The following is a 13,656-nucleotide window of genomic DNA, read 5'->3' on the forward strand; positions in this document are numbered from 1 at the left end:
TTATGGTAGATATTACACAGAAGCAAGCTACCCAACGGACGGCCATAGCACAGGCCGTGGTCAAAGTAAGTTCTATGGTTACCATAGATGCCATAAAAAAAGATGCTGTTCCCAAAGGAGATGTTTTTTCCATGAGTAGGGCTGCAGGTTTCTTGGGAGTGAAAAAGACTGCTGATTTATTGCCAGATTGTCACCCTTTGCCCGTTGAACATTGCAGTATCGAATATGAAATAGATGAGCTGGACATTATTATAAAAATTTTGGTAAAGACGTTCTACAAAACAGGCGTTGAAGTGGAAGCCATGCACGGTGCCAGTGTCGTTGCTTTGAACATGTACGATATGCTCAAGCCCATAGATAAAGGCGTAGAAATCCACAACATAAAACTTTTAACGAAAACAGGGGGAAAATCCGATATTAAAAGAGCGTAACTTTTTCTTTAAAAACTTCGCTATCAAATGTTTTTTATTTTAATTTTAGATTGATTAGGTAATAATCCAAAAAAAATGAACGACCTCAAACGAGTTATCGTCGATTTTAAAAAATTGACCCCAGAAGTTTTAAAACTCACTGTAGAGCGTTATCCCGATGGATATGGGGATGGAGATATCATTTCGTTCCGTAATGCAAAGGGTGAACGCATCGAAGCTGTTGAAGTTTTGACCGATGACACCAAATATTTGGTAAAGATCAGTGAGAAGCTCGAGTACACCATGGAGAACTATGACAAGAACGATTATGAAGATTTTGATGACAATGATCCTGAAGCTGTTGTAGATCCATTTACTGAGCTCAATTCCAACGAAGAAGAATAACAAATTTTCATTTCAAGATTCCATTTCAATTAATTCTGCCGTTTTTTAATTTAAATACCTTTTAAATTATCCAACATTTCCGCTGTAGTACTGTTCAGATCAAAGTTGGGTTTCCAGTTCCAATCTTTTCTGGCATCGCTGTCATCAACACTGCTCGGCCATGAATCTGCGATTTGTTGTCTAAAATCCGGAACATACGTAGCTTTAAAATTGGGAATGTGCTTTTGAATGCTTTGGGTTATTTCTTTTGGGCTGAAGCTCATGCTTCCCAAATTATATGAAGACCGGATGGTAAGGTTTTCAGCTGGGCTTTCCATTAGATTTATGGTAGCTTTAATGGCATCTTCCATATACATCATGGGCAATTTGGTTTCTTCGCTCAAAAAACATTCGTACAGCCCCTTTTCCAAAGCTTGGTGGTATATTTCAACCGCATAATCGGTAGTGCCTCCACCTGGCATGGTTTTCCAGCTGATCAGTCCTGGATAGCGTACACTGCGTACATCAACATCAAACTTTTTAAAATAATACTCGCACCAACGTTCCCCTGCTTGTTTGCTTATACCATAAACCGTGCTCGGCTCCATTATGGTGCTCTGCCCAGTGTTCTCCTTTGGTGTATTTGGACCAAAAACAGCTATACTGGAAGGCCAAAAAACCTTACTGATTTTCTTCTCTTTGGCTAAATTTAAGACATTGAAAAGCGAGTTCATGTTCAGGTTCCAGGCTCTCATGGGGAATTTTTCGGCAGTGGCACTCAACATAGCGGCCATTAAATAAACCTCATCGATTTCGTAATGCATGACCACATCTTCAATGGCTTCGTAGTTGGTGGCATCCAAGAGCTCAAATGGTCCTGACTGCATCAAGCTCTCACTGCCCTCTCTAATATCACTGGCCACAATATTATCGGAACCAAATTTATTTCTAAGCTCTATGGTCAGTTCTGTACCTATTTGGCCGCAAGCGCCAAGAATAAGAATGGATTTTTGCATTTAAAAAGGAGTTAATTGCATTTGGCCATAAAGATAGCTTTTATTAAAATTTGTACATTCGCCTATGCAAAAATTGTCCTGCCTTTTGGTTATTCTTATGCTGTTTTCAGGATGCAGAAAAGATGTTGATACTACTGAGGATGTCCAAGTGAAACAACAGTTCTTTAACTATCAAAAAATGCCAAAAAAACTTGCTATAAATGCGATTGCGACCGATACGTTAGAAAAGTGGCCCGAGTTTAAGGCTTTGTCAAGCAGTTTTGATGTGCTGTACCAAGCGAAAAATGATGAAGATTTGATTTTGGCCATTGATGACCTCATTGAAAAAGAAAAACTTCTTGCTAAGGGCAAGTACCCACAACTTTTTGATAAATTTCAGATCAAAAGTAGACAGCGTGTTCTCAAAACATATTTGATAAAAGTAAAGGCCACTATTTTAAACAATGGCGATACCACAGAGCCCACAAAAGAAATGTTGGAGGCATATAATGCTTTTCGTAACCAGTTCAATGTAATCGTAAATAATCCGTTGGACAAAAAACTGATATTGGATGAGGAATAATTTTATAAGTTGTCTGCTTTTAATTTTTACATTAATTACAAAAGCACAGACCACCGAAAGGGAAAAGGTAAATACATTATTGGACGATTGGCATCTTGCGGCCGCCAATGCAGATTTTGACTCTTATTTTGATAAAATGACAAATGATGGGGTTTTTATTGGTACCGATGCTACGGAAAATTGGCAAAATGAAGCATTCAAGGAGTTTTCGAAACCGTATTTTGATAAGGGCAAGGCTTGGAGTTTCTCAGCGGTCGAAAGAAATATTTACCTGAACGATAAAAAGGATATTGCGTGGTTCGATGAATTATTGGATACACAGATGGAACTTTGTAGAGGTTCTGGCGTATTGAAGAAAGAAAATGGGTATTGGAAGATTGCCCACTACGTACTTTCCATAGCTGTACCCAACGAAAATGTTTCTGAACTTATCCAGATTAAAAAAGAAAGGGATAGTTTGTTGCTTATTGAACTTAAAAAGAAAAAATAATTTTGATTATTTCTGACCTTCGGGCTTATCCTTTCTGGATTCCAATGCCTGTTTGCTTAAACTGGCCAAATTAAAGTTGGGGTCAATTTTTAAGGCCTCATCAATTGATGCGATGGCACTATCAATATTTTCTTTATCTTGATTGTACTCCACAAGGCCCTTCAAGTGATAAAAAGCTGCCTTTAATTGTACTTCATAAGGTTGTTGCCTTTCGTAAAATGCATATTTCATATCGTCTTTGGCATTTGCAATGCCATATTCAATATCGGTGGCCGCACCTGCATTGTCACCCGTCTGAATTTTAAGATCTGCCAGTTCGTAAGCTAGGTAGGCTGATGGGGTCCTCGAAAAAAGAGTTTCAAAATGTTCCAATGCCCTTTTAGGCTGATTTAGTGCTTTTAAAGAAACCGCTTTTACTTGGACCGCCAAATTGGAATCATCTGCCTTTTTTTCGATCCCAATGGTATTTAGGGCCTGCATATGCTGTTTATTGTTCATGTATACAAAGGCCAAAGTATCCTTGCGCTCTTTGGAAGGAGCAAGCACATTAAGATGGGTCAACGAATTAATGACGCCATTGACATCACCTTGCAATCGCATTTCCTTATAAAAGGCCTCATAATGTTTTAAAAGATCACTTTTGTTTTGCGCAACCCCACTAAAACCTATAAACAATATAGAGACTAAAACTATTTTTTTCATTTATTCCGAGTTTGGTGCGGCAAAACTAAAAAAATAATTTGTATAAGGCTGTTAAAGAATACAATAAGAATCCAACCAAAAAGATGTTCTAAAAAATCTTTTTATCCGTAATGGAAATTTTAAAGCGCTAACATGGCTACATTCTTGCCCGTGTACTGTTTCAATAAACCTGCATAGAATGCCAGTGTTTTTATGTCCTCCATAAGACAGGATTTTAAAAAAGCGCTCAGGTCTTTATAAAATAGGTTTACAGGAACTGTGGGCACGACTGTATTGATAATTTTTGGATCGTAATCATAATCGTCCAACACCACATCCATTTTTATTCTGTGCCTATGATAATCTATTTCTACGTCGGCTGCGTTGTAGTGCTTCCTTAAAATAGATTTATGTAAATCTTGAAATCTTGAGGTTATGTTTTTTCTTGTACTACTATTTGTAATCAAATTATCCATTTCCATCAAGATTTTTGTCGTTAATCTTGAATTTCCCATCACATTAAATAAATAAATTTATACAAAGGTAGAAGTATGAATTCCAAGTATTGAATATCACTTGATTTATTAACTTAAAATACTCCCAATTGTTGTGAAATCTCAATTTTTGATGGTAAACTAAGAAACGATAGAGGTATAGAAAAAATGATTTTTATCAAGAAAATTCTTACTTATTACAATTTTTCCTGTTTTACTGGAAAAGTCATCTTGATAAGCAGGTGGAGGAATGTTTCTTTTAAGAGCTTCGGCGGTATAATATTCTCTTTTGGTAGGATGTAATGGGTATACGCCATTGAAGATTTGGTTCCAGTAATTATTTGTGACTATTGCATCTAGCATTTGTATGCAGTCCTCTAAATGAATAAGGTTTATAGGTTGATTTCCGTTGGATAGGTTTTGTTTGTCCGAAAGCATGGTTACGGGATTTCTATCAGGACCTATGAGACCGCCAAATCGTACAATGGCTGTTTTCAAAGCCCCATCTTGGCCTAAAAGTTCTTCACTGGCCAATAACTGCTTCCCAGATTCTGAAACTGGACATGGTTCGGTTTCTTCGCTAACTTCTCCATCTATTTTTCCGTAAATTGAGGTGCTACTGACAAATATTATTTTGGACAAATTACTTTTTTTGATTTCGACATGTAAGTGTTTTATTTTTTCAATAAAACTTTCAGAGCCTCCACCTCTTAATTTAGGAGGTATATTGATTATCAGTACATGAATATTGGATAAGAAACCTTGGATATCACCTTTAATACCGTCGGCCGATAGCGAAATTTTGTACGGGTAAATCCCCTCTTTTCCTAAAATAGCCAACTTATCCTTGGATGTGGTACTGCCATAAACTTTATAATTTTTGGCCACAAAATGTTTGGCCAATGGAAAGCCAAGCCAGCCGCAGCCCATTATGCCAATTTTCTCAATCAAACTTTATGGTTTTGGTCACTAAAATGGCATCATTTAATACAAAAGGCATTGGAATACTGTTCTTGGGTCTTTCTGGAACCGTAAATGCTTTATTTTCCAACAGGTCATTGGAAGATTCATAGAGTGTAAGCTCCAAAATGGAATCTTTGGGAAAACTCAATTCCAGTTCCGTATAATCATTATCGCTTACATAATGCGTAATCAATCTCTTTTTTCTGTTTTTGAGAAAATAGTCTGATAGCACAATGTTGTTTACTTTGGCAGAATTCAGTTTGATGGGATTGGTATAAACATCCAATCGGTTGATGGCCCTTTTTGGCGCAATGCATAGTTCTAGAATCCGCTCCTTGCCAATTACAGTGTCTCTCATAATATCAATAAATGGTTCAGCAACTTCTTTTTTTGGTGCAGCTGCGATAAAGGTGAATTCAGTACGGTATTTACTGGGTATCGTATTGAGTTCCCCCGGTTCAGGTGCTCGTTCTCCATTTGCAACAAACTGAGCGTTCCAGTCAATCAATTTTTGATCATAAGTGGCCCAAATAGATGCGTTACTATCCGCATTGTAAACATAAAGAAGACTGCTGGGTTTTGGCCGTTCTTCGTTAAAGTCCGATTGTATGTGTCCTGAAATACTGAAAATGATGAATAGTGATAAGCACAAATAAGCCAGGCGCTCCTTGTTCTTTAGCTGATCTAAAAAGGGAAGCACAAGAAAGAACAAAAGTGTAGTAAAAACAGTGGCAGCAACCATCATTTTCAATCCAAGTCCTACTGGAAACATCTTAATAAAAGGTGCGAAAATAAAAATGCCGGGAAGCGTTAAAAACAATAACAAGAATGGATTGGGCCTGTCTTGGTTCATTATAACCATAAAAGCGACCAAAAGGCTGAAAACAGGCACTATAAAGAAACTGGCTCCTTTTAAATATGCTGCAACAATTCCGGAAAGAAGCAACCAAATGACAATAGGTGCTACTAAAAGGCTGCCCTTACCTATTTTTCTGAATTTGTGGTACGTCCAAAAACAGATGGCCAAGGAAAGTAAGGCATAAATTAATATATAGGTATGTCCATTGTAAGTAAACCCATGAAGCATGTCATTAAATCCAGGATACCACCATTTGATTACCGTCCATGCAAAATATCCGAAAATTCCATTTACGACCAATGTTATCAAAAGAGGTAAGAAACCTTTGAAAATATCTTTAACGGAAAGCCTCTCTCTTTTTAGCCCCATAATCAAAAGCAATAAAAAAGCTATGACCGCGATACCGAACATGGGCCAAATCCACTCAAAGGGATAAGAGACCAATTTGAAGAAAGGGAGGTTGAAATAAACATAGTCATCCAGACTTTTTAAATTGCTCAAATCGACTTCGCTAAAATGTTTGAGCAACGGCATCAAATAACTTCCTTGATGGGCCAACGAGTTTCTATCCAAGCGCTCGTAAGTATCTAAAGCAGTATGATAATCATAGTGGTCATCTATAAAAGCGAAATTGAAGCCTTCAATATCTCCATCTTCACGGAAAACGGTTAAATCCGTATCGTTGGGCAACATTTTATAAATACTGTACGCCAACGAATTGGCAACGGGGTATTCGGGATTTGCCTTGGTAAATTCCTTTATGAGCTTGCCATTGCCACGGTTGGTCTCAATGAGCATATAACTGGGACCTCCACTGCCCCGAGCTTCAAAATTAAGAACCAACCCTATCTCTTTTGCCCATGGATGTCTGTTTACGAAGAGGTCAGCTCCATTTAGTCCTAATTCTTCTGCATCTGTAATTAAGATAATGATATCGTTCTTTGGGGTCTTGTTTTCTACAAGAAATGACCGTATACCCTCTAAAATCGTTGCCACTCCACTTGCAGCGTCGCTTGCTCCAAATGATGAATGGGGGTTACTGTCGTAATGCGACATTAATAAGAGTGCCTTTTTTCCGCCCGAACCTTTAATTCTGGCCAATATATTTGTTGCCTTGCTCAGATTTCCCCAGTCCCCCGCAGTATAACCTTCTTGTGTATTGGTTTCCAAACCAAGTTTTTTGAGTTCGGAAATGATATAGCCTCTAACATTGTCATGTCCTGGAAAACCTACGGCATGAGGCTCTTTGGATAAATTTTTAACATGCTTTAATGCCCTATCCGTAGAAAATGACTGAAGACTTACATCTTCCACCTCGTTTGTGTAAGACGGCATAAGGGATTTATAACTCCAATAAACGGCTAAAAGAAGCAGAATAAGGGCTAGGGTTCTGGAAGATTTCATGGTTTGATCAAGTTGTATATAAAAATATGAAATTATGAAAGGTTCGCACCTTTATAGCGCAATATTTAAATTATTCATTAAAAATCCCTATATTTATTAATCAACCCAAAATGTAATGCTATGGCAATCAAGAGTTTTCAAGGAGCTAGATCTAAAGAATCCCTAAAGAAAAAATACAATGCCCCAATACTTGTAGAAGATTACATGACAAAGAAGCTCGTTACATTTACACCGGAGCAATCTATTTTAGAGGTGATGGAAGCTTTTGCAAAACATCATATATCCGGTGGTCCCGTAATGGATAAAAATGGTTTTCTGGTAGGGATTATTTCGGAAGCGGATTGCATGAAACAAATTTCTGAAAGCAGATATTTTAATCAACCCATATTGGATAAAAGTGTGGAACGTTTTATGACCAAAAATGTGGAAACCATACCTTTCGATATGAGTATTTTTGATGCAGCAGGTGTCTTTGACAGACATAACAGGCGCAGATTGCCTGTAATGAAGAATGATATTCTGGTCGGTCAAATAAGCCGTAAGGATATTGTTATAGCGGCACTTAAGTTAAGCTCACAAAGCTGGAAATAACTACTTAGTTTCTATTCGCGCTTTACAATCATATAACGGTCATTGTCCAAAGGCAGATACCCCAGATCATAGAGAAAGTAATAGGTGCTTCCTTTTTTTGTGGTATATAAATTGGTTATAAAATCGAAATCAAAACCTTTGTCCATCAACTTCATCTTGGTAGTGGTGGTTTTCCCTTCTTTTAAGGAAAAACTGTTCAATATTCGATAGTTTTTTCTAAGCTTATTATTGATATTCCGGACCAAGTTTTTACTGTCCTTATTAAGTTTATTGTTGTAGGCATTCCTGCAATGGTCAGAGCAATATTTTTTATCTACCCTTCCCACCAGCTTTGTACCGCATTCCAAGCACTCTTTTGTCAACGTAACACTTTTTTGTAATTAAATAGTATTTCCTTGGGGTTTTGTTCTTTTCCACCAATTATGGCATAAATATTAACTTCATTGGGCGTGACCTTTTCAAAGGTAAATCCATCGAAATATACGCGATTTCCATCCACTTTGATTAATTTAAAAGTCTGAACTACATTTTTTTCTTCCCAACCTTTTAAATCTGCGTTAAAATGTTTTAGTTCAAAAACGAGTGTTCCATCAATTTCCCTAAAATGTCCGATTTCGTAGAAATTTACTTTTCCTTCTAAAATATGTCTAAAAACAAACATCATAGAACCTCCGGATGGAGGGCTCCATAGATCTTCTGCAATTCCCCCAAATGCTTCTCCTTTCCAATGACCTTCCATCCAGGCCACCTCTGTCAAAGAAGCTTTTGGTGAGATATCACCTTTTTTAAATGAGAGCGTGTTCTGTCCTTTGGAAGAGATAGTTACAAAAAAACATAGCATAAAAAACTGTCGCATAATTTAAGTTTTATTGAATTAAAAGATGGCATAGGTCTTCAAAAACTGGAATGAAGATGCCAAACTTGTAATCCAAAGACGTTTTTGGCTATACTATTTTGGACAGTCATACTATTTTAATTTCATGTTTTTTCAAAAGCCCTATAAGTCCCTCTTTAGAAAACTTGGCCTTTCTCAACGAATTCTTTTCAGGGTCAATGTCAAAATTGAAGGAGGTGCTCAAATCAGCTTCATCCAAAACTGTTTGAAAAAAGATGGTTTTTTCCAAATTGCAGTTGTAAAATATGGCTTTGTTCAAATTCGTTTCGGTAAAATCCACTTCAATGAGTCTACACTCCAAAAAAGAAGTTGCTTTTAACCCGACCTTAAAGAAGGAAGCCAAGGTTAAATTGCAATTTTCAAATTGGACGGATAACAGAAAGTCATTGCAATCTTCAAAACGAAGACCAACGAGCTTGGAATCCTTAAAAACGGATTCTTTAAAAATGGTATATTTTATATTGGTATTGGTCAGATCGCAGTTTGCAAATGTACATTCCATAAAGTTCTGGTTGTCCAAATACCCTTTGGCGAAAGTACAGTTCTCAAAAAGACAATTTTCATAGTCTCCCTTTGGTAATCGGTTTTGCGTATAATCAATTCCCTGAAATTCTTTATCGGCTATAAACAAATCGTCTGTTTTATGATTAGATTTCCTTGAGACATTGTTGCGAGTGCCATATAATCATAGTATAAGAGTTATCAAGAATCAAGACCGTGGCGCTCCAAGAGCCAAGAAAATAGACTTTTTTTATCTTGACCCTTGACCCTTGACCCTTGACCCTTGACCCTTGACCCTTGACCCTTGACCCTTGACGACTCAATCCCATAATAGTATTTGCTAGTCATCCAACAAAATAGCGGGTAACCTCAACGTTTTGTAAAGTTCATTATAGTTGGACATTTCATTGGTAACGATATCATTCTTTTCGTTCTCAAAAATCCTCCATTGTGCCATTAAGTCGCGTAGACGTTCTTTTGCTCCTTCGGTCACCTTTGGTTCAGCAGAATCCACAAAGCCCTTTAAATGCATAAAATCCGCATTGAGCCGGTTATTGAAATTAATTACATCTTGAAAGGTTTTCTGTTTGGGCTGAATGAGCTTTTCCTCCCATATTTCAATTCTTTTGATCAGTGAATCACCAAGTTTTACGAGTTCGTCTGCATCTTCATTGTTTTTTAAAAGCTTGTTATAGCTTTCTAATTGTGATTTTGCGGAACGCATTTGGTTAACAGCTTCGTGCATGGAACGTACCGTGTTTTCGATTTGATTCAAAACCTCTTGTTGCTCTGCATATTCGGCTTCTGTGGCATTTATTTTTGGATTGGGTAAAATGGTTGCGTAGGTTTCTACGGTTTCATTCTCCAAAGTCAAACGCAAGGTATAGTTTCCAGGTGCAACGCTAGCGCCATTGTAATTTCCAAAAACGAACACTTTATCTATGGATGGTAGGGGGTCTTTGCTAAAATCCCAAGTAAAACGATTGTATCCCTTTTTTGAAGGAAGCACTACTGGTTTGGGTGGTCCACCGGGCCACGATTTAAAATCTTTCGCCTTCTCGTTGGTCAAAGTCCGGATTGTTTTTCCGTTTTGAAGCACCTCCAGTTTTAAATCCAAAGAGTCTGCTTCTTTTGGTAAATAATAATCGAAGGTTATGCCTTGCTTTGGATTTTGTCCCAATCCCGGAACAGGCTTCTCGGGACTTCCTCCAAAAATCCGATAGGTATCCTTCGGCTTAAAGATTTTCAATTTTTCCGTGGTGTCAAAACTGTTTTGAATGGCACCCAAGTCATCCAAAATCCAAAAAGAACGCCCAGCAGTGGCCGCAACCAGATCGTTGTCCTGAATTACAAGGTCATTTATAGGGACTATAGGGAGGTTCAATTGAAATTTTTGCCAATTTTGTCCATCATCCAAAGAAACATAGAGTCCCGTTTCTGTACCTGCATATAACAAGCCTTTTTTCTTTTTATCCTCTCGAACAACGCGCACAAAAGTATGCTTGTCTTCGAAACCATCGGTGATTTTTGTCCATGTTTCGCCATAATTGGAGGTTTTAAAAATATACGGTTTCAAATCCATGAACTTATAGCGCATTACTGTAATGTAAGCGGTAGCAGCATCATGGGGAGAAACTTCGATACTGTTGATGATGCCTTCGGGGAGATTTGGCGGAGTAATGTTGGTCCAATTATTACCGCCGTCTTTAGTAATATGAACAAGACTGTCATCACTACCGGCATATAACACACCTTGTTCATGTGGTGATTCAACCAAGTACATAAGGGTGTTGTAATTTTCGCCACCAGCAGCTTCATTGGTGTACGGCCCACCACCAGGACCCTGCTTTTCAATTTCATTACGTGTTAAATCTGGGCTTATAACATCCCAGCTGTGTCCTCCATCCGTTGTTTTGAAAACCACATTGCCCGCATGGTAAATGGTGTTGCGGTCATGGGGAGAACTGATAATTGGAGCATTCCAATTGTATCTAAACTTAAAGTCCTTTGGTACTTTTCCTAAACCAAGTTCTGGATATTCCTTTATGGCCTTGCCCTCTCTGGAAGCCTTCACCCATTTTTCAATGATACCTTGGTAGCAGCCACCGTAAACTACTTCGGGATTATCTGGGTCAAATGCCAGATAGGCACTTTCACAGCCAGCAACGGAGTACCAGTCTTTCCAATCAATTCCACCATCATTGGTTCTACTGGCAATCGCGATGGCCGAATTGTCCTGCTGCCCGCCATAGACATTATAGGGGACAAGATTATCTGTGATAACCCTATAAAATTGGGCGGTAGCCTGATTTTGCTGTGTACTCCAACTTTTACCTCCATTGTTGGAAATGTTTGCGCCACCATCGTTGGAGTTGATCATTTTGGTATTGTCGTTGGGGTTTATCCATAGATGATGATTATCCCCATGGGGAGTAGGTAAGGGCGTAAAGGTCTTTCCACCATCAATGGATTTGGTCACGGGAGCGTTGAGCACGTACACAAGGTTTTCATCTTGAGGGTCGGCAAAGATTTCCATATAATACCAAGACCTGGCAATGTTGATTCGGTCGGAATTGACTTGTTTCCATTTTTTACCTGCATCATCGCTTCGGTAGACACCTCCTTTTTTACCTTCGGCTTCAATTACGGCAAAAACGAGTTCTGGATTGGCACGTGACACCGAAATTCCAACTTTACCAAACTCATCGGGCAGGCCTTCCTTCAATTTTTCCCAAGTAGTTCCTCCATCGTTTGATTTATAAATACCGGATGAGGTTCCACCGGATTCCATAGTCCAGGGATAGCGTGTATGCTGCCACATGGCCGCGTAGAGAATCAATGGATTTTTCATATCCATGGACAGGGACGAAGCTCCTGTTTTTTCATCTACAAAAAGTACATTTTCCCAAGTAGTCCCACCATCCAAGGAACGGTAAATGCCCCTTTCTTTTGAAGCTCCATACTGTGCACCCTGTGCTGCTACGAAAATGATATTTGGATTTTTAGGATTTATGATTACATCAGAAATATGCCGGGTTTCATCAAGTCCGATGTGCTTCCAGGTTTTTCCTCCGTCAGTGGATTTGTAAACGCCATCGCCCATGGAGGTCATAACACCTCTAGCAGCATGCTCGCCCATGCCCGCTACCACAATGTTGGGATTGCTTTCCGATACCGCAATGGCACCGACGGTCCCAGTATTGAGCTGCCCATCGGAAATGTTCTTCCAAGTGATGCCATCATTAGTGGTTTTCCAAATTCCACCACCGGTAGAGCCCATATAATAGGTCATGGGCTGGCCTACCACACCAGAAGAAGCTACACTTCGTCCTCCTCTAAAAGGACCAATGTTTCGCCATTTTAATCCATGGTATACCGAATCATTGAGAACGATGTTAGGAGAAACAGTCTTTTTTTTTCTGCGTTGCGCTTCGCTATTTGAGGGAAAAAATAATAGTACTACAAGAACAAGTTGAATGATTTTCATAAGGTTGGAATTAGTCCATAGAAAGATACAAAACCTATCCGATTGTTAATGAAAAGATAAAGTTCAATTTTTATTTGGAACAATCATTCCAGATAGAGTATATTTGTTTCGGAATGAACGTTCCAAAATAAACTTTAAATAAATTTTATATTATGAAAAAATTAGAAAACAAAGTAGCAATAGTTACTGGTGCCACCAGTGGAATGGGTTTACAAACTGCAAAAAAGTTCCTTGAAGAGGGAGCAAAAGTTGTACTGACAGGTAGAAACCAAGAAAAATTGGATGCTTTAAAAACTGAATTATCTGGAGATTATCTTTTGGTTAACGCAGAAGCATCAAGTATTTCTGATAGTGAAAAGTTAATAGCCCAAACGGTTTCCAAATTTGGTAAAATCGATATTCTTTTCCTGAATGCCGGAATCTTTAGAATTGAAACCATCGATAATCTTACAGAAGAGGTTTTTGATGAGGTTCACAATATCAACGTCAGGGGTCCTTTATTCACGGTCAAAGCAGCGTTTGAACAATTGAATGAGGGAGCCAGTATCATTTTCAATACTTCGGTGGTGAACGTAAAAGGTTTCGTGGGAATGGCAGCCTATGGTTCCAGTAAAGCTGCCTTAAGGTCTTTGACAAGAACATTGGCTGCTGAATTTGGTCCTAGAGGTATTCGCGTAAACGCCATAGCGCCTGGACCTATTGATACGCCAATTTATGGAAAACACAATGTGCCTCAAGAAAATATAGATGAAATGGCATCAAACTTTCCTTCCTTGGTATCCTTGGGAAGATTTGGTAACTCCGATGAGATAGCCAATACAGCGTTGTTTTTGGCTTCTTCGGACAGCAGTTACATTACTGGAACGGAAATTCCTGTGGATGGTGGTTTTGCCCAAGTCTAATTTCTTTTATTGTATAT

General features: G+C 38.5%; 15 protein-coding genes. 6 read left to right on the plus strand and 9 right to left on the minus strand.

Annotated features, from left to right (window positions below):
• The first annotated feature begins 2 nt into the window (after positions 1-2).
• Together moaC and HME9304_RS09030 are read left to right on the plus strand one after the other, a co-directional pair.
• Complete coding sequence (moaC, locus tag HME9304_RS09025; RefSeq protein ID WP_112378279.1) at positions 3-431, plus strand: cyclic pyranopterin monophosphate synthase MoaC; 429 nt, start codon at positions 3-5, stop codon at positions 429-431.
• A 75-nt stretch (positions 432-506) separates the two neighbouring features.
• Entirely contained in the window at positions 507-815 is a 309-nt protein-coding gene (locus tag HME9304_RS09030) for a hypothetical protein (RefSeq protein ID WP_112378280.1), read from the plus strand.
• A gap of 50 nt (positions 816-865) precedes the next feature.
• Here the strand turns inward: HME9304_RS09030 and HME9304_RS09035 are convergent, their stop codons facing one another.
• On the minus strand, positions 866-1,810 hold the full coding sequence (locus tag HME9304_RS09035; protein WP_112378281.1) for an NAD-dependent epimerase/dehydratase family protein: 945 nt from the start codon (positions 1,808-1,810) through the stop codon (positions 866-868).
• Positions 1,811-1,874: 64 nt separating this feature from the next.
• Between HME9304_RS09035 and HME9304_RS09040 the strand changes: the two genes are divergently transcribed.
• On the plus strand, positions 1,875-2,372 hold the full coding sequence (locus tag HME9304_RS09040; RefSeq protein ID WP_112378282.1) for a hypothetical protein: 498 nt from the start codon (positions 1,875-1,877) through the stop codon (positions 2,370-2,372).
• Positions 2,362-2,862: a nuclear transport factor 2 family protein gene (locus HME9304_RS09045; protein ID WP_112378283.1), complete on the plus strand. Its 501-nt coding sequence runs from the start codon at positions 2,362-2,364 to the stop codon at positions 2,860-2,862. Before HME9304_RS09040 ends, HME9304_RS09045 begins: the two co-directional genes overlap by 11 nt.
• Before the next feature lie 6 nt (positions 2,863-2,868).
• Here HME9304_RS09045 and HME9304_RS09050 read toward each other — a convergent pair whose 3' ends face one another.
• The 4 genes from HME9304_RS09050 to HME9304_RS09065 form a co-directional block, all read right to left on the minus strand.
• A complete protein-coding gene (locus HME9304_RS09050; protein ID WP_112378284.1) occupies positions 2,869-3,564 on the minus strand; it encodes a hypothetical protein in 696 nt (231 codons plus the stop codon).
• A gap of 119 nt (positions 3,565-3,683) precedes the next feature.
• Complete coding sequence (locus tag HME9304_RS09055; protein WP_239023227.1) at positions 3,684-4,019, minus strand: hypothetical protein; 336 nt, start codon at positions 4,017-4,019, stop codon at positions 3,684-3,686.
• Between the two features lie 159 nt (positions 4,020-4,178).
• Positions 4,179-4,988, minus strand: a complete 810-nt coding sequence (locus tag HME9304_RS09060) for an SDR family oxidoreductase (protein WP_112378286.1) — start codon at positions 4,986-4,988, stop codon at positions 4,179-4,181.
• Positions 4,981-7,263, minus strand: coding sequence for a M28 family peptidase (locus tag HME9304_RS09065; protein ID WP_112378287.1), 2,283 nt, complete (start codon positions 7,261-7,263; stop codon positions 4,981-4,983). The genes HME9304_RS09060 and HME9304_RS09065 overlap by 8 nt, the downstream gene beginning before the upstream one ends.
• Before the next feature lie 120 nt (positions 7,264-7,383).
• On the opposite strand from HME9304_RS09065, the gene HME9304_RS09070 reads away from it, so the two are divergent.
• Positions 7,384-7,854, plus strand: a complete 471-nt coding sequence (locus HME9304_RS09070; protein WP_112378288.1) for a CBS domain-containing protein — start codon at positions 7,384-7,386, stop codon at positions 7,852-7,854.
• Between the two features lie 11 nt (positions 7,855-7,865).
• Here HME9304_RS09070 and HME9304_RS09075 read toward each other — a convergent pair whose 3' ends face one another.
• From HME9304_RS09075 to HME9304_RS09090, 4 genes are all read right to left on the minus strand, one after another.
• Positions 7,866-8,216 (minus strand): hypothetical protein, encoded by a 351-nt coding sequence (locus HME9304_RS09075; protein ID WP_112378289.1) that lies wholly within the window; start codon positions 8,214-8,216, stop codon positions 7,866-7,868.
• Positions 8,213-8,710 (minus strand): DUF6265 family protein, encoded by a 498-nt coding sequence (locus HME9304_RS09080; protein ID WP_112378290.1) that lies wholly within the window; start codon positions 8,708-8,710, stop codon positions 8,213-8,215. The genes HME9304_RS09075 and HME9304_RS09080 overlap by 4 nt, the downstream gene beginning before the upstream one ends.
• A 106-nt stretch (positions 8,711-8,816) precedes the next feature.
• Positions 8,817-9,380 (minus strand): pentapeptide repeat-containing protein, encoded by a 564-nt coding sequence (locus HME9304_RS09085; protein WP_112378291.1) that lies wholly within the window; start codon positions 9,378-9,380, stop codon positions 8,817-8,819.
• Between the two features lie 210 nt (positions 9,381-9,590).
• A complete protein-coding gene (locus HME9304_RS09090) occupies positions 9,591-12,737 on the minus strand; it encodes a VPS10 domain-containing protein (protein WP_112378292.1) in 3,147 nt (1,048 codons plus the stop codon).
• A gap of 152 nt (positions 12,738-12,889) precedes the next feature.
• Here HME9304_RS09090 and HME9304_RS09095 point away from each other — a divergent pair, with 152 nt between their 5' ends.
• Positions 12,890-13,639: an SDR family NAD(P)-dependent oxidoreductase gene (locus tag HME9304_RS09095; protein WP_112378293.1), complete on the plus strand. Its 750-nt coding sequence runs from the start codon at positions 12,890-12,892 to the stop codon at positions 13,637-13,639.
• Positions 13,640-13,656: the final 17 nt, after the last annotated feature.

The organism is Flagellimonas maritima (assembly GCF_003269425.1).
GTDB classification, from domain to species: domain Bacteria; phylum Bacteroidota; class Bacteroidia; order Flavobacteriales; family Flavobacteriaceae; genus Flagellimonas; species Flagellimonas maritima.

Coding starts and splice junctions, on each gene's coding strand:
- moaC (WP_112378279.1), top strand. CDS start 3: ATGGTAGATATTACACAGAAGCAAGCTACCCAACGGACGGCCATAGCA.
- HME9304_RS09030 (WP_112378280.1), top strand. CDS start 507: ATGAACGACCTCAAACGAGTTATCGTCGATTTTAAAAAATTGACCCCA.
- HME9304_RS09035 (WP_112378281.1), bottom strand. CDS start 1,810: ATGCAAAAATCCATTCTTATTCTTGGCGCTTGCGGCCAAATAGGTACA.
- HME9304_RS09040 (WP_112378282.1), top strand. CDS start 1,875: ATGCAAAAATTGTCCTGCCTTTTGGTTATTCTTATGCTGTTTTCAGGA.
- HME9304_RS09045 (WP_112378283.1), top strand. CDS start 2,362: ATGAGGAATAATTTTATAAGTTGTCTGCTTTTAATTTTTACATTAATT.
- HME9304_RS09050 (WP_112378284.1), bottom strand. CDS start 3,564: ATGAAAAAAATAGTTTTAGTCTCTATATTGTTTATAGGTTTTAGTGGG.
- HME9304_RS09055 (WP_239023227.1), bottom strand. CDS start 4,019: ATGGATAATTTGATTACAAATAGTAGTACAAGAAAAAACATAACCTCA.
- HME9304_RS09065 (WP_112378287.1), bottom strand. CDS start 7,263: ATGAAATCTTCCAGAACCCTAGCCCTTATTCTGCTTCTTTTAGCCGTT.
- HME9304_RS09070 (WP_112378288.1), top strand. CDS start 7,384: ATGGCAATCAAGAGTTTTCAAGGAGCTAGATCTAAAGAATCCCTAAAG.
- HME9304_RS09080 (WP_112378290.1), bottom strand. CDS start 8,710: ATGCGACAGTTTTTTATGCTATGTTTTTTTGTAACTATCTCTTCCAAA.
- HME9304_RS09090 (WP_112378292.1), bottom strand. CDS start 12,737: ATGAAAATCATTCAACTTGTTCTTGTAGTACTATTATTTTTTCCCTCA.
- HME9304_RS09095 (WP_112378293.1), top strand. CDS start 12,890: ATGAAAAAATTAGAAAACAAAGTAGCAATAGTTACTGGTGCCACCAGT.